The organism is Catelliglobosispora koreensis DSM 44566 (genome assembly GCF_000379685.1).
Lineage (GTDB): Bacteria > Actinomycetota > Actinomycetes > Mycobacteriales > Micromonosporaceae > Catelliglobosispora > Catelliglobosispora koreensis.
Map to the genome: position 1 here is coordinate 942546 of NZ_KB903249.1, position 25259 is coordinate 967804.

16 protein-coding genes are annotated in these 25259 nt (G+C 66.3%); 9 read left to right on the top strand and 7 right to left on the bottom strand.

Annotated elements, in window-relative coordinates:
• Window positions 1-7: 7 nt before the first annotated feature.
• Window positions 8-1144, bottom strand: a complete 1137-nt coding sequence (locus A3E1_RS0104365; RefSeq protein WP_245571077.1) for an acyl-CoA dehydrogenase family protein — start codon at window positions 1142-1144, stop codon at window positions 8-10.
• Between the two features lie 109 nt (window positions 1145-1253).
• Between A3E1_RS0104365 and A3E1_RS0104370 the strand changes: the two genes are divergently transcribed.
• Window positions 1254-2306: a class I SAM-dependent methyltransferase gene (locus A3E1_RS0104370; protein ID WP_020519521.1), complete on the top strand. Its 1053-nt coding sequence runs from the start codon at window positions 1254-1256 to the stop codon at window positions 2304-2306.
• Between the two features lie 52 nt (window positions 2307-2358).
• On the opposite strand, the gene A3E1_RS0104375 is transcribed toward A3E1_RS0104370, so the two are convergent.
• The 4 genes from A3E1_RS0104375 to A3E1_RS48275 all read right to left on the bottom strand — a co-directional run bounded on the left by A3E1_RS0104375 (window position 2359) and on the right by A3E1_RS48275 (window position 5900).
• Window positions 2359-2646: a phosphopantetheine-binding protein gene (locus A3E1_RS0104375; RefSeq protein WP_020519522.1), complete on the bottom strand. Its 288-nt coding sequence runs from the start codon at window positions 2644-2646 to the stop codon at window positions 2359-2361.
• 1 nt (window position 2647) lies between these two features.
• Window positions 2648-3259 (bottom strand): NADPH-dependent FMN reductase, encoded by a 612-nt coding sequence (locus A3E1_RS0104380; RefSeq protein ID WP_020519523.1) that lies wholly within the window; start codon window positions 3257-3259, stop codon window positions 2648-2650.
• Window positions 3256-4338 carry an LLM class flavin-dependent oxidoreductase gene (locus A3E1_RS0104385; RefSeq protein WP_026208077.1) on the bottom strand — a complete coding sequence of 361 codons (1083 nt, stop codon included), beginning with the start codon at window positions 4336-4338 and terminating at the stop codon, window positions 3256-3258. Before A3E1_RS0104385 ends, A3E1_RS0104380 begins: the two co-directional genes overlap by 4 nt.
• Before the next feature lie 74 nt (window positions 4339-4412).
• The gene (locus A3E1_RS48275; RefSeq protein ID WP_245571078.1) at window positions 4413-5900 is read right to left on the bottom strand and encodes a condensation domain-containing protein; all 1488 of its coding nucleotides are present in this window, start codon (window positions 5898-5900) and stop codon (window positions 4413-4415) included.
• Window positions 5901-5937: 37 nt separating this feature from the next.
• Here A3E1_RS48275 and A3E1_RS0104395 point away from each other — a divergent pair, with 37 nt between their 5' ends.
• Together A3E1_RS0104395 and A3E1_RS0104400 are read left to right on the top strand one after the other, a co-directional pair.
• Window positions 5938-6882: a ferritin family protein gene (locus A3E1_RS0104395; RefSeq protein ID WP_040390522.1), complete on the top strand. Its 945-nt coding sequence runs from the start codon at window positions 5938-5940 to the stop codon at window positions 6880-6882.
• On the top strand, window positions 6879-7895 hold the full coding sequence (locus A3E1_RS0104400) for a methyltransferase (RefSeq protein WP_020519527.1): 1017 nt from the start codon (window positions 6879-6881) through the stop codon (window positions 7893-7895). The genes A3E1_RS0104395 and A3E1_RS0104400 overlap by 4 nt, the downstream gene beginning before the upstream one ends.
• On the opposite strand, the gene A3E1_RS0104405 is transcribed toward A3E1_RS0104400, so the two are convergent.
• A complete protein-coding gene (locus tag A3E1_RS0104405) occupies window positions 7865-9049 on the bottom strand; it encodes a cytochrome P450 (RefSeq protein WP_020519528.1) in 1185 nt (394 codons plus the stop codon). The two genes, A3E1_RS0104400 and A3E1_RS0104405, sit on opposite strands and share 31 nt — an antisense overlap.
• Before the next feature lie 15 nt (window positions 9050-9064).
• Window positions 9065-9769 carry a 4'-phosphopantetheinyl transferase family protein gene (locus tag A3E1_RS0104410; protein ID WP_020519529.1) on the bottom strand — a complete coding sequence of 235 codons (705 nt, stop codon included), beginning with the start codon at window positions 9767-9769 and terminating at the stop codon, window positions 9065-9067.
• A 145-nt stretch (window positions 9770-9914) separates the two neighbouring features.
• Here A3E1_RS0104410 and A3E1_RS0104415 point away from each other — a divergent pair, with 145 nt between their 5' ends.
• Genes A3E1_RS0104415 through A3E1_RS0104440 form a run of 6 tightly spaced genes read left to right on the top strand, consistent with a single transcriptional unit; the run spans window position 9915 to window position 25224 of the window.
• A complete protein-coding gene (locus tag A3E1_RS0104415; protein WP_020519530.1) occupies window positions 9915-16238 on the top strand; it encodes a non-ribosomal peptide synthetase in 6324 nt (2107 codons plus the stop codon).
• Entirely contained in the window at window positions 16235-21259 is a 5025-nt protein-coding gene (locus tag A3E1_RS0104420) for a non-ribosomal peptide synthetase (protein WP_020519531.1), read from the top strand. The genes A3E1_RS0104415 and A3E1_RS0104420 overlap by 4 nt, the downstream gene beginning before the upstream one ends.
• An 11-nt stretch (window positions 21260-21270) precedes the next feature.
• Window positions 21271-22323 carry a saccharopine dehydrogenase NADP-binding domain-containing protein gene (locus A3E1_RS0104425; protein ID WP_157631311.1) on the top strand — a complete coding sequence of 351 codons (1053 nt, stop codon included), beginning with the start codon at window positions 21271-21273 and terminating at the stop codon, window positions 22321-22323.
• Window positions 22320-23447 (top strand): Gfo/Idh/MocA family oxidoreductase, encoded by a 1128-nt coding sequence (locus A3E1_RS0104430; RefSeq protein WP_020519533.1) that lies wholly within the window; start codon window positions 22320-22322, stop codon window positions 23445-23447. The genes A3E1_RS0104425 and A3E1_RS0104430 overlap by 4 nt, the downstream gene beginning before the upstream one ends.
• Window positions 23444-24196, top strand: a complete 753-nt coding sequence (locus A3E1_RS0104435; RefSeq protein ID WP_020519534.1) for a thioesterase II family protein — start codon at window positions 23444-23446, stop codon at window positions 24194-24196. The genes A3E1_RS0104430 and A3E1_RS0104435 overlap by 4 nt, the downstream gene beginning before the upstream one ends.
• A gap of 23 nt (window positions 24197-24219) precedes the next feature.
• Window positions 24220-25224: an acyl-CoA dehydrogenase family protein gene (locus A3E1_RS0104440; protein WP_020519535.1), complete on the top strand. Its 1005-nt coding sequence runs from the start codon at window positions 24220-24222 to the stop codon at window positions 25222-25224.
• Window positions 25225-25259 lie beyond the last annotated feature (35 nt).

Consider the following 25259-nt stretch of genomic DNA (forward strand, 5'->3'; position numbering starts at 1 on the left):
GCCCCTTTTAGAACATGCCGGTGTCGATGGGTTCGCCCACCAGCAAAGCACCGACAGTGGCATAGGAATTGCGCCCGGCCACGAAATGCTGCGTGGCCGTGTGCACGTCACGCATCCGCCGCTGCACCGGTGACGTGTCATAAACCGCACTGCCACCCGCGAGCCCATAGGCCGCGTCCACAACAGACGCCGCCAGCGTGGTCACCTGAGCCGCAGCCGCCCGCGTCCCAGCCCGGTCCTGCGCCGACGTTTGCCCGGCCACCGAACGCTGCCACGCCTGTGCCGCCTCATCGCGCAGCAGTGCCCTGGCCGCCCGCAGCAACGTGTGCGCCTCACCCAGCCGGTCCTGAAACGTCGCCGAGGCAGCCAGCCGGGTCGCACTCAGCGACGGCCGTTTCCCGCCCGTGGCAAGGCTGATCGCATCGTCCAAAGCAGACGTCGCCACACCCACCGCGACTGAGGCGATGATGAGACTCGACTGCGCGATGCTGTTGACCGCACGGATCGTCTCCGGCTGACCCTCCACCAGTTCCACCGCATGGCTCGCCGGGCAGAACGCGCCTGAGACCGCCATATCGTTACTGCCGGTTCCCCGCAGCCCCATGGTGTGCCACGTGTCCACCAGCTGCGCCTTGTCAGCGGGAATCAGCATGATGCGGGTCAGCGGTGTCCCCGCATCCGACAGCTGCACCGCCCGGTCACTAACCAGCACACAGTTGAGGTAAAGCCACGACGCGTGCGGGCTTCCCGTCACGAACGGCCACTGGCCCGTTATCTTCCAGCCACCATCAACCGCCGTCGCGCGGCCCTTAGGCGCAACCGCCCCGGCGGCATAGACATCCGGCCCGCCCGCGTAAATGGCGTCCACGGCTTCCTTTTGCCCACAGCCGATGATGAGCTGCGACAAGCCAACCTGACCGACCGCCCACCCGACCGAACCGTCTGCCGTGGACAGTTCCTCAATGACGCGAAGCGCTTCGGGCATCGGCAGCCCCAGGCCGCCATACTCCACTGGCACCAGCATGCGCAGGCATCCGGCGGCACGCAGATCGCTGACCAGATCGTCGGTCAGCCGCCGCCCCGCCTCGACCTCATCGGCCCGCTTGGCGACCTCCGGTAAAAGCTCGCTGACTGCTCTCTTCACATCCACGACTGTTATCAGACCATAGACAAGGCTAGTGTGTGAACATACTCGTAAAGACTTCTTGGGGGCACCGGTGACAAGCCCGGATACGCAGGCCAATGTATTCGCGATGCGCATGTGGAAATCGCTTCTCGCCACACAGGAACTCCTCACCTCCTATCTCGGGGTGCGGCTCGGGCTCTATGACGTGCTCGCCGCCTCGGGCGAACCGCTGACCGCAGCACAAGTCGCTGACAGAGCCGGGATCGCCGAACGTTACGCCCGCGAATGGCTGGAACAGCAAGCGGTCGCGGCCATCCTGACCGTCGACGACATACGGGCACAGCCCGGCGAACGCCGCTACAGCATGCCCGCGGCCCACGCCGAAGTGCTGACCATTTCCGACAGTCCCGCCTCCATGGCCTCCCTCGCGGTGCTACCGCTCGGAGGCATCGCCTTAGCCCTGCCAACGCTTCTGTCGGCTTACCGCACCGGCGAAGGCGTGCCCGACAGTGTGTTTGGCATCGACTGGCGCGAAGGGCACTCCGGCGCCAACCGGTCGCTGTTCGCCCACCAGCTCGCGGGCTGGATCAAAGAAAGCATGCCGGACGTTCACGAGACGCTGTCGCAACCGGGACGGCGCATCGCCGACGTCGCTTGCGGTGCCGGCTGGTCCAGCGTCGCCCTGGCACACGCCTATCCGGACGCGCACATCGACGGCCTGGACTTCGACGCCGACGCCATCGCCGACGCGAAAATGCTTGCCGAAAAAGAAGGTGTCGCCGACCGGGTGCGCTTCGAAGCCCGCGACGCCGCTGACCCTGAGCTAGCCGGCGAATACGACCTCGTGTGCCTTTTCGACGCCCTGCACGAAATCTCGCACCCAGTCGCGGTGCTCAAAGCGTGCCGGTCGCTCAAGAGTCCACAAGGGACAGTCCTGCTCATGGACGCCAAAGTAGCCACCGCCTTCACCGCTCCTGGCGACGATGTCGAGCGGTTCCAGTACTGCACCAGTGTTTTGCATTGCCTGCCCGCGGCGATGGTCGGCGAAGGCTCCACCGGAACCGGCACCGTGCTTCGCCCGCAAGCCGTGCGCACGCTAGCCAAACAAGCCGGATTCTCCGGCATGACCATCCTGCCGGCCACCGACGGCTTCCACCGCCTCTACCGCCTAGCCGGCTAAAGCTTTACGGGGAGGTGCGCCCTCGGCACCTCCCCGTAAAGGGCTCCTATAACTACTTCTTGTCAGCGAGCTTCTTGATAACGAGATCCTGCACCGCGCCCACCGTGGTGATCTGACGGGCGGTCTTCTCATCGATCGGGTCGAGGTCGAATTCGTCCTCAAGCGCGAACGCCACCTCCATCAGGGCAAGGGAGTGATAGCCCAGGTCCTGAATCAGGATCGATTGCGCGGTGACGGTCACATCCTGCTTGGGTGCCATGTCACCGATAACGGTCAGGACCTTAGCCCGGACAACATCTTCTGACAGGTCCGTGCTGACGGGGGTCGCCTGCTCGGTCATTTCAACTTCCTCCAGTCGGGATTGGACTTCGGTTCTCCATCGAGACCGAAAGGCGTTCGAACCCGTCGCGGTGGCGCCACAAGACAGCCCCCAGCGTCGGAGCGTGCGAGGTGATCCAGCTGCCGATAACAGGATTGAGATCGGCGAACTCTTCTTCGATAACCGATAGTGCGGGAACAGGAACACTTGCTCCCAGTTCCGTGAGCAAGGGACACAGGAACTGGTCTGCCGCACCACGATGGCGGGCCCACCCGGCGGTCATGGCCGCCACGGCCACGGTGCCAGACAGCCCGTCAATGGGCAGCATGTCTAGGAAAAGCTTGAGCAGCCCCGAATAGGCGCCCTTGAAGGTCGGGCTGACAACAATGAGCAAACCCGGCTGGCGCACCGCCTTAAGCGCCTGCTCGACCGCGTCAGGCGCCGCCACGCTGGAACTGGCCCGCGCCGGAATGATGGCCCCAAGCTCAGACAGGTCAACAACATCCGGCTCAGCCAGCGTCACACCCTCAGGCGCCAAAGCCGTGCGCAACGCGTCAGCCAGCGCCACGGCGACCGTGGAGGTCCGCGAACCCTGACGCGGGTTGCCAATGACCAAAGTGGTCGGTGTGCTCACAGCAAGCCCCGCTTTCGCAGAATAGGCATGACACCTTCGCCGAAGGCGTAGGCCTCCTCCAGATGCGGCTGGCCAGAAAGGATCAGATGCGTCAGCCCGGTGTCGTGGTATTCCTCGATCCTGGCCGCCACCTCCTCGTGACTGCCCACGAGCGCGACTCCAGCCCCCGGCCGCACCAGGCCGTAACCGGCCCACACGTTCGGGTAGATCTCCAGGTTGTCCGTGCTGCCACCGTGCAGGGCGGCCATACGCCGCTGCCCCTCCGATTCGCTTCGGGCGAAACGTTTCTGGGCCTGAGCGATGCGCTCAGGATCCATGCCGGCCAGCAGCCGCTCAGTGACCTCCCACGCCTCCTGCGAGGTGTCGCGGCTGATGATGTGAAACCGCGTCCCGAATTCCAGGGTGCGCTCGTGTTTGGCGGCGAGCTCACTGACCTCTTTGGTCAAATTCCGCATCGCGTCAGGCGATTCGCCCCAGCTCAAATACACGTCGGCATGCGCGGCAGCCGCACGTTGTGCCCCAGCCGATGCGCCACCGAGCAACACCAATGGGCGTACCGGATGCGGGCGAGTCAGCAGGCCAGCCTTGATGTGGAAGTGCTCGCCCTCAAAGTCGAACGGCTTGCCCTTCCACGCCTGCGACCACACATCAAGGAATTCCGCGGTGCGCTCATAACGCTGATCGTGGTCAAGCCAATCGCCGTAACGCTTTTGCTCGTCGGCGTCGCCGCCGGTCACGATGTTGAGCATGAGCCGGCCGCCCGACAGGCGCTGGAACGTCGCCGACATTTGCGCGGCCACCATCGGCGGCATCGATCCCGGGCGCAAAGCGATCATAAAATTCATTTTTTGGGTGTACGCCGCGAGCGCGCTGGAAACGAGCCAAGGATCCTCGCAGAACATGCCGGTAGGAATCAGCGCTCCAACGAAACCGAACCGGTCAATCGCCTGGGCGACCTGGCTCAGATAGGCGAGATCAGGCTCGCGGCGGATGTTCGTCTCAGACGAGCCGTCCGCACTTTTGGCGACTTCACGCCCGTCTCCGTGCAACGGCATGAACCAGTGCAGCCGCAATGTCATCAGCGCCTCCGCCATCCGCTTGCTTGCGTTCTCTCGTATATGCGCGTGTTTACGAGTGTCCAGTCACGAGGCTGTCAGGCATCCGCGCTCGTTGTCAATAGACCTGCCAACCTCGCGTCAGGCTCATCGACCACGGCAGCCGCCAACGCGGCGAATCCGCGCAGGAAAGCCTCACCCCCAGCCGCCTCAAGCTGATCAGGGGCGCGGAAAAGCGCGGCCTTCATCGCCGACTCGCCAACAGGAACCAGAGCCAGCTCAAACGGGAACCTGCTGCCGATGTCGGTGGGCACAACGAGTTCAAAGTGGACCCCGCCGCCGGTACGCAGGTGCTGTGTCTCAGTCATCACGTTGAACATCACGTTGTCCGCACGGCCGCCACCGGTGTCGACCAGATTCGTCGGCAGCAACTGAAACGGCAGCTCGCTGTAGGTGAACGCCCCGAGCACAGCTTTGTGGCAATGCCGCACGAGATCGGTGAAGGACCGCTGCGCCGCGACATCGGCCCGCAACAGCACCATGCCGGCCAGCAGACCCACGGTTTCCCGCAGTTCGGGGCGGGTGCGGTTGGCGAACATGGAAGCCACGGAAATGTCGCCCTGCCCGGTCACCCGGTGCAGCTGCGCCTGAAACAACGCCAGCAGCACCGTGAACGGCGTCGTCTGCTCCCGCTTGGCCAGGTCACGCAACCCCGACACCACACGCGCCGGCAAGTCCACCGTGTCCACCCGCGCCGCACCATCCACCCCGGACAGTCCCGCGCCATCTTCGGCCCCTGCGCCCGAAGCACCGGAAGCCAAGCCGCCCGAAGCACCGCCGCCCGTGGAAGCCGAGCCGCCCGAACCCACTCCGCCCGTCACGGAAGCGCCCGAAGCGCCGGCGCCGGAAACAGCAGCGCCAGAAGCCGAGGCAGCGGAAGCAGGAGGAGCAGACGTGAGCTGGGGGAGGCGGGCGCCGGCCAGTTGACGCCGCCAATAGTCCTGGTGGCGTTTGAGGCGGTCCCCGGCCAGCAGGGCTTTCTGCCACTCCACGAACTCGCGCGGCGACCAGCCCAAGGGAGCCAGCGATGCCGTGCCGCCGGTGTGTATGTCGTAAAGCAAACACAAGTCCCGCAACAAGATCCCCGTCGACCACGCGTCGGTGACGAGATGGTGCAGGTTCAGGCAGAACAGGTGCTCACGGGCGGTTATCCGCCATAGGCGGGCGCGCACCGGCCACTGTTGCGGGTCGATGGGGGAGCTGAGTTCCTGCGCCAACGCCTTGTCCGCCGCCGTGGACGGATCGTCGTGAGTGGACAGATCCTCCAGCACGACGGGCTCTGGCCGGGGCGCGTGGATGCGCTGGGACAGCCGTGGCCCGCGTCCCTGAAACGTCGTGCGCAGGGAATCGTGGCGCGCCGCGAGATCGTTTACCGCCCGCTGAAACGCGTCAAGATCTAGCGATCCGCGCACGCGGCAGACAACAGGGCAGTTCAGCGCCCCATAGTCGGTGCGATAGTGCTTGATCATCCAGAGCAGCCGCTGGGAAACGGAGGCGGGCACGTCATAGGTTTCCGTTGTCTCCACCACCCGAGGATAGCTAGTGTTTACGAGTGTGGGCGAGATGCTTGTACAGACTGTTGTAGATACACGTCTCGGCTGGGACTACGACCCGACCGGGTCCAGGGTCCGCACGCTCTACGAACGGGCCAAAGAAGGCCAGTGGAAAGTCGAGGACATCGACTGGACGCTCGACGTTCCGTTTGGGGCACCGCTGCCCGACGACTCGGCGTTCGCCATGTCCGCGTTCGCCGCCTCACCGCTGGCGAAAAGAGGGCGCCCGGCCTGGGATGAGTTCCGGTGGGAACTGCAGTCCTGGATGGTCAGCCAGTTCCTGCACGGCGAACAGGCCGCGATGGTGGTGTCCGCGCGCCTAGTCGAAACGATGAAGGACCTGGAAAGCAAGTTCTACGCCACGACCCAGGCCGTCGATGAGGCCCGCCACGTCGAAGTGTTCTCCCGCTATCTGCGCGAGAAGGTGCCCGACCCCTACCCGGTCTGCGATCCGCTGCGGCTCATGCTCGAAAGCATCCTGTCTGACAGCCGCTGGGACGTCGTCGCCCTCGGCATGCAGATCATGGTCGAAGCCCTCGCCATGGCCGCGTTCCGGTTGGCCAACAACACCTTCCACGATGAACTCATCAAGAGCATCACCGCCATGGTCGGCCGCGACGAAGCCCGGCACGTGTCCTTCGGCGTGCTGTCGCTGGCCGGCATCTATGACGAGATGACCAGTGCCGAACGAGCCGAGCGTGAAGAGCTCGTGCTGGAATCGGCCAGCCTGATCCGGCGCCGCTTCCTGCTGGAAGACATTTGGGAACGCATGGACGTCAACCGGGCCGAGGGCGTCGAATTCGCCGCCTACAACGACCTCATGGTCGCCTACCGGCAAACCATTTTCTCGCGCGTCGGCCACTCCCTGGGCCAGATCGGCCTGCTCGGCCCCAACGTGCGCAAAGGCCTGCATCAGCTCGACCTGATGCGCTACAGCGAGGAGACAAAGCGGTGAAGCGGCTGGACTTGGGTTCCATCATGCGCCTGGGGGAGCTGGGCGATTTCATCATCCCGTTCACCCTGCGGGCCGTCAGCGACCTCGGCATAGCAGACCTGCTCATCGACGGGCCGATGAGCGTCGCCGACCTCGCCGCCAAAACGCAAGCACACGAGCACTCGCTGCACCGGGCACTGAAAGCCTTGGCCTGCAAAGCAATCTTCACCGAAACCGAACCCGGGGTCTTCGCGCTGACACCGCTAGCCGAACCGCTGCGCAGCGATCACCCGATGTCGCTCAAAGACGTGTTCACCCTCCTGCCCTCCGACGCGCAGGCCTGGGCGCATTTGAGTCACACGCTGCGCACCGGCGAGCCCGCGTTCGACCAGGCACACGGCACCGACTACTGGACCTATCTGGCCGCGCACCAAGACGAAAGCGTGCGCGTCGATCTGTGGATGCGCAGCATCAACCACCTGCACCTGCGCACTGTCCTGCCCTATTTCGCCTGGGGCGAACTGTCCACCTTGGTCGACGTCGGCGGCGGTAACGGCTCATTCCTGGCGGGACTGCTCACCAAGTACCCCCAGATAAAGGGCATTCTCTTTGATCTTCCCCATGTCGTCGCCGGGGCGGGCCTGTTCCTGCAACCGGTGAAGGACCGCGCTGAGATCGTGCCGGGCAGTTTCTTCGACACGGTGCCACCAGGCGCCGACGCCTATGTTTGCAAAACCGTGCTGCCCGGTTTCAGCGACGACGATGTCGTGCGCATCCTGGCCAACATCGCCGCGGCCATGCGCCCCGACAGCGTCCTGCTGTTGCTCGAAGCCGTGCTGCCACCGGGCGACGATTATGACGTGGCAAAGCTTTTCGACGTGCACACCATGGTGCTGACCGGCGGCGCGCACCGCACCACCGAACGCACCGCGCAGCTGCTGAACCGTGCCGGGCTGAGCCTGACCGAAGTCACACCCACCCCGACACTGACGATTCTGCGGGCTCAGCTCAGCGCGACCGGCAGCGATTCGTAAGCCCTAAACGGCGTATCGATTTCCCGGACGGGATCACCGGCGGCCTTGAGCTGTGTCGTGTGACGCAGCAGCCACTCGAAGACCACCTGGCCTTCCGTCCGGGCCAAAAACGCGCCCAGGCAAAGATGCCCGCCGCCACCAAACGTCGTATGTGGATTCTTCGCCCGCCCGACATCGAGCTGCTCAGGATTGTCGAACACGGTCTCGTCATGATTGGCCGACCCCAGCATCAGCACCAGAACCCGCCCAGCACGCACCTTGTGCCCGCCAATTTCCACCGCCTCGTGCACCAGCCGCGCGGTGCCCTGAATCGGGGCTTCAAACCGCAAAAACTCTTCAACCGCGGCTGGTACGAGGGAAGGATCGCGCCTCAGCCGTTCGAGTTGCTCCGGATAGCGCAACAGCAAAGCGAACCCGTTGGTGATCAAATGCACCGTGGTCTCAAACCCGGCGAAAAACGAGAAGACGGTGTTGTCCACGATCTCCTCGTGCGTCAGCGTGTCGCCATCGTCTTCGGCACGCAGCAGATCCGACAGCAGATCCTCACCCGGGTTCTCCCGCCGTGCGTCGAGCAACTGTCCAATGTAGGTACGCAGCCACCGCACCGCCTCGTGCGCCTCCTCGCGCGCGTTCTGCGGCACGATCGCGCTAAAGGCCCGGCCCAGGCGGATCGAGTGCCGCCGCACATCATCGTGCGCGTTGGGCGGAATGCCCATCAGCTTGGAGATCACCAGCACCGGCAGCGGATAGGCCAAAGTGGACACGATGTCGCACCCGCCGGCCTTGAGCGCCGGCGCCATCAGCTCTTCGACGAGCGTTTCGATGTGCGCACGCAGCCGGCGGACCACGGCCGGGGTGAACGCCTTGCCCACCAGCTTGCGCAGCCGCGTGTGATCCGGTGGGTCGCGGTAGAGCATGATGCGCTGAAAGAACGCACTGGCCGGGCCATCGCCGACGGACAGGTGGTGATACTGGTCCGGGAACTCACTGCCCAGCCGCGGATCACGCTGCAGCGCAAGCACATCGGCGTGCCGCGTCACGCCATAGGCACCCGGGCCGAAGCGGCACAACGGGCCTTCTGCCCGCAGCTTGGCATATGCCGGATACGGATACTCGAGCACAGCCGGGTCGAGAGCATCGAATCGGGGAAGCAACGCGTTCTCCTGTCTCTACAGTGGAGCGGTCATCTCAGAAAGCCAGCAAATGTCGGCATCGTGCTCAACCACCGTCACGGGAACGTTCAGGGTGGCCAGACTGGCCCGGTAGTGCGGTCCGACATCGAGGTCATGCAGGTGCACCGGCGTGTGCGGCAGCGGCCGGTTGACCCACGTGTCGAGACGGGCGGGCTGCCACGGCAGGCTCATCGTCAGATCGGCCGGGGAGAGCATCAGCCCATCACCGGTCGCCTTGAGCACCGCCTCTTTACGCGTCCACGTGCGAATGAACGCCCCGACCTGCTCGTCTTGCGGGATCGCGTCTAAGACGGTGCGTTCAGTGGGCGACAGCGCGTTACGCGGCGGGCCGCCCCCACGCAACGCCACCTGCTCAATGTCGAGGCCGCACTCGATATCCCACGTCACGGCCACCCCGACGCGGGTTCCCGAGTGGGTGATCGACAAACGCATCCGCCCGTCCAAGGTGTCAACTTCCGGACGCCCATGCGGGCCACCGCAATGACGGCACGTCGCGGTCAGCCTCACCGATTCCGGCTCCACGTCAGCGATCTGCGCGACAGCCAGCTTGGCCAGGCCACGGCCCAGCACAAACCGGGCGCGATCGGGAGTGTGCTTGTAGCCGCGGGCACGTTCCCGCTCGCCGTCGTCAAGCAGCGGCCACAGGATCGAATGACTCGCGTCTACCTGCGCCCAAAACACGTGACATTCCCTATCGCTGCAGGTAATAGTCATCTTCACGTCCTCAACGGAGCAGTGTTTACGAGTATCTTCTAGACTTGTATCTGTCGGCGCTGATAGCTTAACGCCAGCCTATGTGTCATACGAGACAATAGGAGTTGCGACCTTGGAGATAGAAGATCTGCGCCGGGATATCGCCGAGTCGCTGGACTGCCCGCCGGCCGACGTCAGAGATGACGACGACCTGCTGCGGCTAGGCCTCGACTCGATCGCCGTCATGCGGTTGGCTAGCCGCTGGCACGCGCAAGGCGCGAACGTGACCTTCGCCGAACTCATCGAGTTCCGGACGCTGGCGCAATGGTGGGAGTTCGCGCAAACGCGCATGGGCGACAGTCCGAAAACGACACCGGCTATCACGGTGGACGAATCGGCCGCGTTCCCGCTCGCCACCATGCAGCACGCGTACTGGATCGGCCGCGCTGACGGCCAGCCGCTCGGCGGCGTCGGTGCCCACTTCTACAACGAGTTCGACGGGGAAAACGTCGACCCCGCCCGGCTGGAGACCGCGGTGCGCTGCGTGCTGGCCCGCCACCCCATGCTGCGGGCCGTCTTTCACCCCGATGGCACGCAACAGATCCGCCCGCACAGCGCCTGGCCCGGCCTGACCGTGCACGACCTGCGCTACCTTGACGCGGCTTTCGCACAACAACGCCTGGAACAGCTGCGCGACGAGATCTCGCACCGGCGGCTCAATGTCGAAAAAGGACAGACGTTCGACATTCAGCTCAGTCTGCTGCCCGAGGGCAAGACGCGCATGCACGTACAGATCGAGATGCTGGTGGCCGACGCGCACAGCTTCCGCGTGCTCATGTCGGACCTGGCCGCCTATTACGACAACTGGGGCGTGGGTCTAGTACCCATCGAATGGAACTTTCCTTCCTATCTGGCGACCGTCGCCGCGCAGCCCGACCGCAACCGGTCGGTGGCACGCGACTATTGGCAGCAACGGCTCGACACCTTCCCCGGTGCGCCGCAACTGCCGCTCGCCCAGGATCCCAGCCAGGTCAGCCAGCACCGCACCACCCGCTACTTCCACTGGCTCGACCCGCAACAGCAAGCACTGCTCAACACGCGCGCCCGGCAACACGACATCACCTTGTCCGTCGCGTTCCTGACCGCCTTCACCCACGTGCTGGGCGCGTGGAGCACCACCACCGACTTTATGATCAACCTGCCGCTTTACGACCGCCGGCCAGTGCATCCCGAGGTCGACAAACTCGTCGGCGACTTCACCAACCTGCTGCTGCTCGAAGTGCACACCGGCCCGCAAGCCTTTGCAGCCCTTGCCAAAGCGACCCAGGACCGGATGCGCACCGACGCCGCCAACGCCGCCTATTCCGGCGTCGACGTGCTGCGCGACCTATCACGCCGCCGCGGCGGGCAAGCCGTCGGCGCACCCGTCGTGTTCACCAGCGCGCTGAGCCTCGGCGAGCTTTTCGACGCCGAGGTGCGCCGCTGCTTCGGCGCCCCCGGATACACGATGTCGCAGACGCCGCAGGTGTGGCTGGACTATCAGGTCACCGAACGCGAAGGCGGCCTCTACCTCAACTGGGACGTCGTGGAAGAACTGTTCCCGCAAGGCATGTGCGAGCAGATGTTCGGCGCCTACCGGCGCATCATCAGCTGGCTGCTGGCGCAGGAGAACTGGGATCAGCCGCTGCCCGATATGCTCAGCAGTGCCGTGCACGCGACCCGTTCACGCGCCAACGATACTGCCGCGCCGCGCAATATCCGGTTGCTGCACCACGATTTCTTCGAACGCGCCCGCATGCGCCCCGAGCGCACCGCCGTGCTGTGGGATAAGGACGGCAGCTGGACCTACGGCGAACTCGCCGGCCGGGCCCAGGCGCTCGCCGACGATCTGATCGCCCGGGGCATGAAGCCCGGCGACGCGGTCGCCGTGACGGTCCCGAAAGGACCCGGTCAGGTTCTGGCGGTCCTGGGTGTCCTGCGCGCCGGTGGCACCTACGTGCCCATTGGCATCGATCAGCCCGCCGCGCGCCGCGAACGCATCACCGCCCGCGCGAACGCCGCTTTCACCATCACCGAAGCCGATCTGCCGGCTGTGGCCGTGCCGCTGCGCGACGAGCCGTTGCCCGGCGACCCCAACGCCCCGGCCTACCTGCTGTTCACCTCAGGGTCGACCGGAGAACCCAAGGGCGTCATGGTGCCGCACACCGCCGCCCTCAACACCCTCGACGACCTGATCGAACGATTCCACATTGGACCGTCCGACCGGGTGCTCGGCGTGTCAGCACTCGACTTCGACCTGTCGGTGTTCGACATCTTCGCCATGCTGTCGGCCGGCGGCGCCCTCGTGACCGTCAGCGAAGAAACCCGCCGTGACCCCGAAGCCTGGGTCGACCTGGTGCTGCGCCACGACATCACCATCTGGCAGTCGGTTCCGGCCGTGCTCGACCTCGTCCTGACCGCGGCAGGGGAGCGGGTTTTGCCGCTGCGCCTAGCACTGCTCGGTGGCGACTGGGTCGCGCTCAACCTCGCACCCCGGTTCCCCGGCCAGCTTGTCGCGCTCGGCGGCACCACCGAAACCGCGATCCACTCCACGGTTCAGCTCGTGCCCGTGCCGCTGCCCGAACACTGGCGCTCGGTGCCCTACGGGGTGCCGCTGCACAACCAGCTCATGCGTGTCGTGGACGCGCACGGCCGCGACTGCCCCGACTGGGTCGCCGGCGAACTATGGATCGGCGGGCACTCCGTCGCCCTCGGCTACACCGGCGACCCCGACCGCACCGCCGCGCAATTCGTTACCCACCAAGGGCAGCGGTGGTACCGCACCGGCGACGAGGCCCGCTACTGGCCCGACGGCACGGTCGAATTCCTGGGCCGGCGCGACTTCCAGCTCAAAATCCGCGGCCACCGCATCGAACCCGGCGAAATCGAAGTCGCCCTCGAAAGCGACCCGCTCGTCAAACGAGCCGTCGTGCTGGCCATTGGTGAAGGCGGCAACCGGCAACTGGCCGCCGCCGTCACCGGCTCACCCGACCCGGCGGCACTGCGTGACCTGCTCGTCGACCGGGTGCCTGCCTACATGATCCCCGGTGTCATCGCCGTCCTGGACGAATTTCCGTTGTCAGCCAACGGAAAAATCGACCGGCGGCGCCTTGAGCAACTCATCACCGTCGACAGCGGCGGCGACATGCAAGAGCCGGAAGGCGAAACCGAGCAAACCGTCGCCGCCCTATGGTCAGAACTGCTCGGCGTCGCCCAGATCGGCCGGCAGCACAACTTCTTCGCCCTCGGCGGCGACAGCCTCATCGCGACAAAACTGCTCGCCCGGCTACGCATCCTCGGCCTGGGCGGCGTTCAGCTGCGCCACCTGTTCAGCTCACCGACGCTACGCGAATTCGCCGCTCACCTGACACCCGAGGCCGCGCCCGCCCCATTGAAACCGATCGAGCACGACCCCGAGCACCGCAACGACCCGTTCCCGCCCACCGATGTCCAGCGCGCCTACTGGCTCGGCCGCAGCGACGACTTCGCCCTTGGCGGCGTCGGCTCGCACTGGTACTGGGAATTCGAAGGCTCCGATGTGGACGTCGCCCGGCTCGAGGAAGCCGTCAACCGGCTCGTCCAGCGACACGAAATGCTGCGCGCCATCTTCGACGACGACGGCAATCAGCGCATCCTGGCCGAGGTGCCCCGGTTCACCATCGGCATCCGCGACGACGCCGAGGCGATGCGCGCGGAGTTGTCACAGCGCATTCCCGACCCGGCGCGCTGGCCGCTCATCGAAATCCAGTCCGCTGGAAACCGGCTCGGGTTCAGCTTCGACTACATCGTGCTCGACGCGCTGAGCATCGTCATCTTCTTCTCGGAACTGTCCACCTTGTACAGCGATCTGGACGCCGCCCTCCCCGAACTCGGCGTCTCGTTCCGCGACTACGTGAGACGCGAAGCCGAAGGACACGAGGACGCGGCGGCCTACTGGCTCAAGCGCCTGGACAGCCTCACGCCCGCGGCACCCCTGCCGCTGGCCAAAGACCCGGCCACCCTGACCAAACCCGTGTTCCACCGCCGCGAAGACTTCCTCAACCCAGCGCAGTGGAAAGCGATCGTCGAAACCGCACGGGCACACCAGGTCACACCGGCCTCCGTGCTCGCCGCCGCCTACGCCGAAGTGCTCAGCGCTTTCAGCGGCGCCGACCAGCACACGCTCAATGCCACCATGTTCCACCGCGACGATGTCCACCCAGACATCAACAACATCCTGGGCGACTTCACCTCACTGCTGCTGGTCGGCCACCACGCCGAACCCGGCGACAGCTGGCTCGACACCGTGCAGCGGCTGCAAAAGGACATGTGGGACGGCATGCAAAACGGTGCCGTATCAGCGTTGTGGGTGTTGCGCGAACTGGCCCGCCGCCAGCAAGGCGACGCCGTCAGCATGCCGATCGTATTCACCAGCGCGCTCGGGGTGGCACCCGACCTGGTAAACATGCGGTTCCCGTTCGGCTCGCTGAGCTGGGGCATATCCCAGACACCACAGGTGTGGCTGGACAACCAGGTGATGGAACGCGAAGGCGGGCTGGCGTTCAACTGGGACAGCGTCGACGAACTGTTCCCCGAGAACCTGCTCGACACCATGTTCGCCGCCTACCGCAACCTGCTGGTCTGGCTCGCCGAAGGCAACTGGAACAGTCCCGTGCCCGACATGCTGCCCGCGAGCCAGCGTGCGATCCGGGCGCAGGTCAACAACACCAGCGGCGAACGGCCCTGGCGGACCCTGCACGAGCCGTTCTTCACCGCCGGCCCTGCTGGTGTCGCCGTTATCCACCGCGACGTTTCGCTGACATATGGCGAACTTCGGGCCAAAGCTTTGACGATCGCGGGAACCCTTGTCAGCAAAGGCGTCAAGCCCGGCGACACCGTCGCGGTGACCCTGCCGCGCGGGCCGGGCCAAATCGCCGCCGTCCTCGGCGTCCTGGCCGCCGGAGCCGCCTACGTTCCCGTCGGCGTCGAACAGCCCTTGGCAAGGCGAGAACGCATCTACGCCAAGGCCGGCGTGAAAGCGATCATCAACACCGAACTGTCCTTTGACGACGGGCCAGCACTGACCGAACCGGTTTACGCCGACCCGAACGCGCTGGCCTACATCATCTTCACCTCCGGCTCGACCGGTGAGCCCAAAGGTGTGGAGATCACGCACGCCGCCGCCGTCAACACGATTGACGACATCAACACCCGCCACCACGTCGGGCCACAAGACCGGGTCCTGGCGATCTCCGCCCTCGACTTCGACCTGTCGGTCTACGACATCTTCGGCCTGCTGTCGGCTGGCGGGGCGCTGGTGCTCATCGACGACGAAGACCGCCGCGAAGCCCGGCTGTGGGCGCAACTGGTACCGCAGCACGGCATTACGGTATGGAACTCGGTTCCCGCGTTGCTGGACATGCTGCTGACCGTCTCGCAACCGCAGGCGCTGGCCTCGTTGCGCACAGTGCTGGTCTCCGGTGACTGGGTCGGTCTCGATCTGCCCGGCCGGCTCAAGAACGCCTCGCCTTCGGCCACGTTCGTGGCCATGGGCGGGGCGACCGAAGCGGCCATCTGGTCCAACGCCATCGAAGTCACCGAAGTGCCGCCGCACTGGAAGTCCATTCCCTACGGCACACCGCTGCGCAACCAGGCCTACCGCGTCACCGACCACCGTGGCCGCGACTGCCCCGACTGGGTGCCAGGCGAACTGCGCATCGGCGGCGCCGGCGTCGCCCTCGGCTACCGTGGCGAACCAGGCCTGACCGCGGCACAGTTCGTCACCGGCGAGGACGGGCAGCGCTGGTACCGCACCGGCGACCAGGGCCGCTACTGGCCCGACGGCACACTGGAATTCCTTGGCCGCCTTGACTTCCAAGTCAAGATCAGGGGACACCGCATCGAACTCGGCGAGATCGAAGCCGTCGCGGCCGAACACCCCGGCGTGTCACGTGCCGTCGCGGTCGTCGCCGGGCCCGGCATCGCCCTGGGCGTGTTCGCACCCTTCAGCGAAGTCGACCTCGACGCGCTGGCCCGCACCCTGGCCGAACGGCTGCCCAGCTACATGGTGCCCGACCAGATCCAGCTGCTGGAACAGATTCCGTTGTCAGCCAACGGAAAAGTCGACCGAACCGCCGTGCGGCAGCTGTTCGGCAACACCATCGCCGAAGCGGCCAGCGAACAACCGGCCGGGGAAGCCGAGAAACTCCTCGCCGAACTCTGGGCCCAGCTGCTCGGCGACGGCACCCCGATCGGCAGGCACCGCAGCTTCTTCGCCCTCGGCGGCGACAGCCTGCTCGCCACCCGGCTGCTGGAACTCATGCGCCAGCGCTTCGGTGTCGTGCTGACCCTGCGGCAACTCTTCGCCGCGCCAACCATCGCCCAGCTCGCGGCATTCGTTGATGTGCAACCAGGTGACTTTGAGGAAGGCGTCATATGACACAGGCCATATCGCAGCTCATCGACGACCTGGAACGGGCCGGAATCCGGGTCTGGGCCGAGCAGGGACAGCTGCGTTTCCGTGCGCCGCAAGGGGCGATGACCGACGAACGCCGGCAAGCGTTGCGGGAACACAAAGACGACATCATCAGCCACCTCAGTGCCGGCGGGTTCCCGCGGCTGACCGCCGATGAGGCCAGCCGCTACGAGCCGTTCCCGATCACCGACGTGCAGTCGGCATACCTGCTCGGCCGGGGCCGCACGTTCGTCTACGGCGGCGTGGCCTGCCACGGCTACGGCGAACTGCGCTACCCGTCGCTCGACCCGGCCCGCATGACAGCAGCGTGGCGTGCGCTGATCGCCCGCCACGACATGCTGCGCGCCGTCGTGGCCAACGACGGCTCACAGCGCGTCCTGCCGAAGGTCGACGACTACGTGGTGGCCGTGACCGACACCCGTGGCACCAAAGGATTCGACACCGCGGTGGAAACGACACGGTCCGAAATGGACCACCGGGTCTTCCCACACGACAAATGGCCGCTGTTCGAAGCCAGGATCACCCTGGGCGATGACGAAGCCGTGCTGCACCTGTCGGTCGACTTCCTCATCGCTGACTTCATCAGCATCCAGATCATCCTCGACGAACTGCACCGTCTCTATCACCAGCCAGACACCACACTGCCCAGCCTTGACATCACCTTCCGCGACTACCTGCTGGCCGAGCGGTCCTACGTCGCGGGCGGCCGCCATGACACCGACCGCGACTACTGGCTCTCGCGCGTGGACAGTCTGCCGCCGGCCCCCGAGCTTCCGGTCACCAGCCAGGCCGGGCAAAGCGCCGGCAGGTTCAAGCGGTGGGCCCTCACCCTTCCACGCGACACGTGGAGTCAGCTGCGCGAACGCGCCGGACGCCACGATGTCAGCCCCTCAACCGCCGTCCTGGCCGCCTATGTCGACGCCATCTCCCGGTGGAGCCGTCACCCCGCCTTCACCGTCAACGTGACGCTGCTTAACCGGCTGCCCCTGCACGAGCAGGTTCCCCTGCTCGTCGGTGACTTCACCAGCGTCGAACTGCTGGCCGTCGACTGCACGCCGGTCACCTTCGCCGAGCGGGCCCGCGCCGCGCAAGCACAACTGTGGCAAGACATGGACCACCGCACCTTCACCGGCATCGAGGTCATGCGCGAAATCGCCCGCCGCAAGGGAGGCGACGCCGCCCTATTCCCGGTCGTGTTCACTAGCGCCATCGGCCTGGCCGGAGGCGTTGAGGCCAGCGACATTCCGCTAGGCGAGCTGGGATATGGCATCAGCCAGACGCCACAGGTGTTCATCGACTGCCAGAACATGGAACGCGACGGCATGCTGGCCACCAACTGGGACGTGCGCGAAGGCGTGTTCCCCGACGACGTCATCGACGACATGTTCACCGCGTACCAGGACCTGTTGCTGCGCTTGGCAACCGACGACACCGCGTGGACCGGGCCACTGGAAAGTGCCCTGCCCGCCGCGCAACAGGCCCGCCGCGCCCAGGCCAACGACACCGCCGCCCCGTTCACCCGCGGCCGTTTGCACGATGCCTTCTTCGCCCAGGCGGCCCTCACACCGGACCGCATCGCCGTCATCGCCGGCGCCGAAGAGGTCACCTACGGCCAGCTCGCCGCGCACGCCGCCGGAGTCGCCAGCTGGCTGACCGCCAACGGCTGCGGCAAAGGCGATCTCGTCGCCATCACCCTGGAACGTGGCTGGCACCAAGTCAGTGCCGCCCTGGGCACGTTGCTGGCCAGTGGCGCCTACATGCCCATCGACACCAGCTCACCGGCCGCCCGGCAAGAACAGATCATGTCATCGTCGGGTGCCCGGTTGCGGTTGACCGCAACAACGATGGCTGCCATCGTGCCGGGTTCGCCGCCGCGCGACGTGACGGGAACAGGGCCGGAAGACCTCGCCTATGTCATCCACACGTCAGGCTCGACTGGTACCCCCAAAGGCGTGATGATCGCCCATGAGGCGGCCCTCAACACGATCGCCGACATCAACCAGCGCTTCAGCGTCACCGACAACGACCGGGTGCTCGCCTTGTCCGCCTTGGGGTTTGACCTGTCGGTCTACGACATCTTCGGCCCGTTGTCGGTGGGTGGCTGCCTCGTCATCCCCGATCATGAGCGCCGCGCTGACCCGTCGCACTGGGCACAGCTGGTGGCGCAGCACCACATCACCGTCTGGAACTCGGTGCCGGCCCAGCTGCAAATGCTCAGCGGCTACCTTTCCGTGCCGGGCGCGCCAGCGTTGCCGGGCCTGCGGCTCGCGATGCTTTCGGGAGACTGGATTCCCGTCGCGCTGCCCGATCAGATCCGGGCCCAGGTCCCGGGACTGTCCATAGTCAGCCTGGGTGGGGCGACCGAGGCATCGATCTGGTCTATTTCCTATCCAATAGGGACGGTCGACCCCACCTGGGCCAGCATTCCGTATGGCAAGCCACTGGCCAACCAGACCTTCCACGTGCTGGACGCCGCGTTGCGGCCGTGCCCGGAGTGGGTCGTCGGTGAGCTTTACATCGGCGGAGCCGGTGTCGCGATGGGCTACCTCAATGACCCACAGCGCACCCAGGAACGCTTCATCACCCACCCCACGACACGGGAACGTCTCTACCGCACCGGTGACCTCGGCCGTTACCTGGCCGACGGGAACATCGAATTCCTTGGCAGAGAAGACTTCCAGGTCAAAATTCGCGGGTACCGCATTGAGCTCGCCGAAATCGAAACCGCCCTGGCGGCACACACCGGCGTGGCCAACGCGGCCGTGCTCGTCGAAGGCGACCAGCCCCTCGAACGGCGTCTCGTGGCCTTCGCCGAACCGGCCCGCATCACCCCTAAGGTCACCGGGCTAGACGAACTGCCCGCCGTCGCCTCGGCCGCCGGAGACGCCTCAATCGAAGGCGTGGACCGCGAGCGCTACCGCACCTTCACCGACCGCCTCGACCGGGTCGCGCTGCCGGCGATGATCCATGCGCTGCAAGCCGGGGGATTGTTCCCCGAGCCAGGCACCAGCCACACCCTCGACGACATCCTCACCGGCGCAGCCGTTTCACCCAAACACCACCGGCTCGTACGCCGCTGGCTGCGCGCCCTGACCCACGAAGGCTTGCTGTCGCACCACGACGGCCGCTACTCCCTCGTGGCCGCCGTGCAACCACTGGATCAGGCGTGGGCCGGAGTCGACGAGGTCGCGCTGCCCACCGATCAGGCACTGCTTGACTACTTCCGTGCGAGCATCAGCTCACTGCCCGCACTGTTGCGCGGCGACAGCGACCCGCTGCGGCTGCTGTTCCCCGACGGCAAACTCGACGTCTCCCAAACCCTTTACGAAGACGCCTTGTTCAACCGCTGGGCCAACGAAGCCGCCGGAGCTGTCGTGCGTCACCTGACCGGACAGTTCCGCGGGCCGGTGCGCATCCTGGAAGTCGGCGCCGGCGGTGGCGGCACGACCCAGTCCGTGCTCAGCGCACTGTCCGATGTGGACTACACCTACCTGTCGACCGACCTGTCGCCCTATTTCCTCAACCAGTCTCAGGCACGGTTCACCGACAACACCGCCGTGCACTACGCGGTCTGCGACCTCAACGCCGACCTGCGCGCACAAGGCCTGGCGCCCAACAGCTTCGACCTCATCATCGCCGGGGACGTGCTGCACGCCACCGCCGACGTCGACGCCGTGCTCGGCCGACTCCGCGACGTGCTCGCCCCGGGCGGCTGGATCGTGGCCCTGGAAATGACCCGTGACCACTACCAGATCATGACGTCACTGGAACTGCTCGTCAGCCTTGACGCGGCCACCGGCGATTTCGCCGACGACCGCCAAGGAACCGACAGCGTCTTCCTCGACCGCATCGCCTGGGAGAAAGTCTTCGCCCGCGCCGGCGCACACGCTCAGGTGTGCCTGCCCGACGCGGGAACCTACATCGGCGAACTCGGCATGTGCGTGCTGGCCGCCTCATTCAAGGCCGACCGGGCACCGCTCAACCCAGCAGCGCTCACGGCACACCTGCGCGACCGGCTGCCCGAACACATGGTGCCGCCCGTAATCCACGTGCTCGACACCCTGCCCATCACCAGCAACGCCAAAATCGACCGCAAGGCCCTGCTCGCCGCGATTCCACGCCAGCGCACGGTCACCGGTGTGCGCACCGAAGCCATGTCCGACCTCGAACAGCGGCTCGAAGCCATGTGGTCCGAGGCGCTCAAGGTGCCGGTCGGCCGTGACGGCAACCTCTTCCAGCTCGGCGGCGACTCGCTCGTGGCCGCTCAGCTCGCTGGGCGGATCATGGAAGAGCTCCCCGAGGCACAAGGCGGGTTCTTCGACGAGATCCTGCGCAATCTGCTGGAACGCCCGACCGTCGCCGGTCTGGCCGAATGGCTAGCCTCGGCGGAAGCGACCGGTTCGCCAGCTCTGGCCACCGTCGGCGCGCAGGCCGATGTCCTTGTCCCGCTTCGCTCTTCGGGCAGTTCGGTGCCGCTGGTCTTGGTGCCCGCCATTGGTGGTGGCGCCGAGGCTCTGGAGGCGGTGGCCGAAGCGATCGACGCCAGCGCCCCGGCGTGGACGCTGAGCCCGGCCGCCTTCGCCGCACTGCCCAATGTGGACCGGGTCGCGGCCAGCTGCGCCCAGGCCCTCGAAGACGCCGACGTGGCCCAGGTCCGGCTCCTGGCGACCGGCCCCGGTGCGCTGATCGCCCTCGAAATCGCCCGTACCCTCACCGAACGCGGCGTGCTCGTGGAAGAAACCGTGCTGCTCGCCCCACTCGGGCCGCAAGCCGGCACGCCCAGCCCCGCCATCTACGCCGGCGACCTGACCCTCATCTGGCCCGCCGACTTCACCTCCACGGACCTCGAGTTCTGGGAGGACATCTGCCTCGGCGACCTGCAAGTCACCGAATCCACCCTCACCGCGGCACAACTGGCGTGGCCGGCGTCCACATCGGACACCGAAACCATCGCCACACTGGCCGCCACCGTCACGAACCGGTAAAGGAGATGACCGTGATCGGCATCGTCGGGGCCACCGGCGCGGTCGGAAAGGCTGCCGCTCAGGCGCTGCACCGCTGGGGCATAACAGCGCTGCGCCTGGGCGGACGCCGCCAGGATGCCTTAACCGCCCTGGCCGCAACGCTTCCCGGCTCCCACACCCAGCAGGCAGACGTTTTCGACCCGGCGAGCCTGGCCGCGTTCTGCACCGGATGCGACGTCATCGTCAACTGCGCTGGCCCCGCACACGAAGTCGGCGACCGCGTCGCCCGCGCGGCCGCGGCCGTGGGTGCGGCATATGCCGACGCCGCCGGCGACGATGTGCTCTACCAGCAAGTGGCGCGCATCCGCCCCGGCACCGCCATGATTTCAGCGGGCATGATGCCCGGCCTGACCTCACTGCTGCCGCGCTACCTCGCCCAGCTGACCACCGGCCAGCCCCACACCCTCACCGCCTACATCGGCGGCCGCGACAAGTTCACGCTCACCGCCGCCGAAGACTACTTCCGCGGCGGCACCGCCTTCGGGGCCGTGCGCACGGTGCTGCGCAACGGAAAGCGGGCACCCGCCACCGCACCGCCGCCGGACACGCTGCCGTTCTTCGCCGAACCCGCGTTCAGCATGGCGTTCCTGAGCACCGAGACCGAGCGCGTCTGCGCCCGCCTCGGCGTCACCAACGCCGCCACCTACTCGGTATTCGCCGGAGAACACGTCGGCGCGGTGATGCGCGGCAACGCCGACGCGCACGCCCTGACCCGTGCGGCGGCCCTGGACAGCTTCGGCCGCGCCACCTATCAGCTCATCGTCATCGAGCTGGCCACCGCGACGCAGACCAAAACGCTTGTCCTGCGCGGCAACGGCGCCAGTGAACTGACCGGTGCCGTCGCCGCGCTCGCCGCGCACGCCCTGGCCAGCAAACGCGTCCCGGACGGAGTCCACCACGCGGGCGAAATCCTCGACCCGGCCGAAGCGGTCGCCCGGCTGACGTCACTGCCCACGATCGACGACCTGTCCATCCTGGACGGTTCGGCGCAAGAAACCGGATCCTACGTCGAGGAGGCCGTGTGAAGACACGCGTCGTGGTGGCCGGAGCCCGTTTCGGCCAGGTCTACCTAGAAGCACTGGGAAACCCCAACCAGCCCTTCGAACTCGCCGGCGTGCTGGCCGGCGGAAGCGAACGCTCACAGGCCTGCGCCCGCCGCTACGGCGTGCCGCTCTACACCTCGCCAAGCCAGATCCCCGAAGACGTCAAATTCGCCTGCGTCGTCATCCGCGGCGGGCTGCTCGGCGGCAAAGGCTCACAGCTGGCCCAGGAACTCATGGCCCGCGGAATGCATGTGCTGCAGGAACATCCGCTGCACCACGACGAGCTGGCACAAAACCTCAAGACAGCCCGCCGCAACAAAGTCATCTACCAGCTCAACCCGTTCTACACCCACACCGAACCGGTGCGCCGGTTCCTCGGCGCGGCAAGGGAACTGCTGTCACGGCAAAAGCCGCTCTACATCGACGCGGCGTGCGGCTTCCAGCTCGCGTACTCAATGCTCGACATCATCGGCATGGCCGTCGGCGGCGTACGGCCCTGGGCGTTCGGGCCCGTCCCGGAAATGAACCCCGACATCGCCTCAGCCACCCCGCTAGACATTCCGTTCCGCAGCCTCGACGGCGTCCTGGCCGGCATTCCGATCACGTTGCGCGTGCAGAACCAGATGGACCCCGCCGACCCCGACAACTACGCCCACCTGATGCACCGGCTCAGCATCGGCACCGAGGCCGGAAACCTAACGCTGCTAAGCACCCACGGCCCCGTGGTGTGGACCGCACGGCCCGACTTCCCCCGCGAGGTCGCCGAAAACGACGCCAAACCGCACTACGAGTCGGTTTTGGACGAAGACGACGTGCCCAGCTCGATTGTCATCGGCCAGGCGCAGGTTCCGTCCTATCTGCACGTTTTCCGCAGCGTCTGGCCCGAAGGCATCGTCCACGCCGTCGGAGAACTGAAAGCAGCCGCCGACGCCGGTGAGGACCCACTACGCAAAGGCCAGTACCACCTGTCGCTATGCCAGCTTTGGCAAGACCTCACCTTGCGCCTCGGCCCGCCTCAGCTGCTCGGCTCACGGCCACCGGTCATGCTGACCAATGAGGACCTGGCAGCGCTGACCGCGGCGGCGGACAAGGCCGGTGAAGCGTGAGCATCAACCCCGACGACTGGCTGCGGGCCTACCGCCCCCGGCCCGGTGCGCGGCTACGGCTGTTCTGCTTCCCGCATGCCACCGGCAACGCCACCTTCTACCGCAACTGGGCCGTCAAGATGCCCACCGACATCGAAGTCGTGGCGATCCAATATCCGGGCCGCCTCGACCGCATCGCCGAACCGTGCGTCCCCGACATGGAAACCATGGTTGACAGCATCGTCACCGCCCTATCAGGCAAGGTGCGGGAACGTTACGCCATCTTCGGTCACAGCATGGGCGCCGCGATCGCCTGGGAAGTCGCCTACCGGCTCGAGTATCGCCTGGGGGCACCTCCAGTCCGGCTATTCGTCTCCGGCCGCCCCGCACCCAAGCACCACCGTCCCGGGTCCAAACACCTTGGCAGCGACGACTTCCTGTGGGAAGAGATGCGCCGGCTCGGCGGCACCACCGACGCGGCCCTAGCCCACCCCGAGCTGCGAGCCGCTTTGATGCCAACACTGCGCGCCGACTACCGGCTCGTGGAGACCTATCAGCCCACCCTCGGGCCGCCGATCACCACGCCCATCTCAGCGTTCACCGGCGACCAGGACCCCGAAGCGCTCGTGCCCGAGGTCGCCGACTGGGAGCACGCCACCACCGGTTCGTTTGACTTCAAAGTGTTCTCAGGTGATCACTTCTATCTGGTCCCGCTGATCGACCACGTACACGCGGGAATCCTTGATGGGCTCAACTCACCGGCGAGATGACCCGCTGCCGAACGGAGACGCACATGGGCTTCGCTCTCACCGGCGAGCAAAAACAGCTCAAGCAAACCGCACGGGCCTTTCTGACCGAGCGCTACCCGGCACAAGCCATCAACGACCTGGCCACCAGCAAACCTCCCACCGACATGCAGCTGTGGCCAGAACTCGTGCGCCGGGGCTGGCTCGACTATGACCTCGGCCCGGTGGAACGCGGCCTTCTCGCCGAAGCCAGCGGCTACGCCCTGATGCCAGCGCCGTGGTGGCAGAGCGCCGGGCCGGGTGCGGTCATCCGGGAAGCCGCGGGGGAGAAGGACACCAATCCCGTCGCTATCGCTGGCCTGCTTTCGGCCACTCCCGTAGTGAAAGCCACCGCTTCGGGAACACGCTGGACGCTCATGGGCAAGGCACCGCACACGCCTGATGCCGAGCTCGCCACCGAAATCCTGACCACCGCGGTCATCGCCGGCGGCACCGCCGTCTTCGCGGTCAGCGCGGAAAACGCCGGGATGCTGGCCAGGGAAGGCCACGACCCGCTGCGCCCTATGTGCGACCTGCGGTTCCTCGACGCCCCAGCCCGATTCCTGGTGTCCACAGTGGACAGCGGACGGGTCATGCAGGTCGCCTCACGTGCCGCCATCGCCTTGCTCGCCTGCGAAGGCATCGGCATCGCCCACCGTGCGCTCGATATGGCCGTCGAGCACGCCAAGAACGAGACACGATCCGACCGTCCTAACGCACCATTTCAAGCCGTGGCGCACCAGCTGACCGACGCCTACGCCGAACTTGAAGTCGTCCGCGCGCTGGCCTACCGCGCCGCCTGGCTCACCGGAACGGTCGACGCCGCCGGTGCCGAGACCGGCCAAGCGCTCTCCTCGGCCATAGCCGCCAGCAGACGAGCCGCGATGGCGTGCACCGAAAACGCGAGGCAAGTCATCGGCGAAACCGCCCTGACACCTGAACACCCGCTCCACCGCTGGCATCGCCGGGCCCTGTGGCTGCAGGCCTTCGGCGGGGCCAACCTGCCCAGTTAAAACCGACCAGGCCTGCGAACCAGCGAAAGGACCGC

Excerpts from the sequence above, each read along its gene's own strand:
- A3E1_RS0104420 (WP_020519531.1), top strand. The coding sequence starts at position 16,235 with ATGACACAGGCCATATCGCAGCTCATCGACGACCTGGAACGGGCCGGA.
- A3E1_RS0104440 (WP_020519535.1), top strand. The coding sequence starts at position 24,220 with ATGGGCTTCGCTCTCACCGGCGAGCAAAAACAGCTCAAGCAAACCGCA.
- A3E1_RS0104375 (WP_020519522.1), bottom strand. The coding sequence starts at position 2,646 with ATGACCGAGCAGGCGACCCCCGTCAGCACGGACCTGTCAGAAGATGTT.
- A3E1_RS0104370 (WP_020519521.1), top strand. The coding sequence starts at position 1,254 with ATGCGCATGTGGAAATCGCTTCTCGCCACACAGGAACTCCTCACCTCC.
- A3E1_RS0104385 (WP_026208077.1), bottom strand. The coding sequence starts at position 4,338 with ATGACATTGCGGCTGCACTGGTTCATGCCGTTGCACGGAGACGGGCGT.
- A3E1_RS0104395 (WP_040390522.1), top strand. The coding sequence starts at position 5,938 with ATGCTTGTACAGACTGTTGTAGATACACGTCTCGGCTGGGACTACGAC.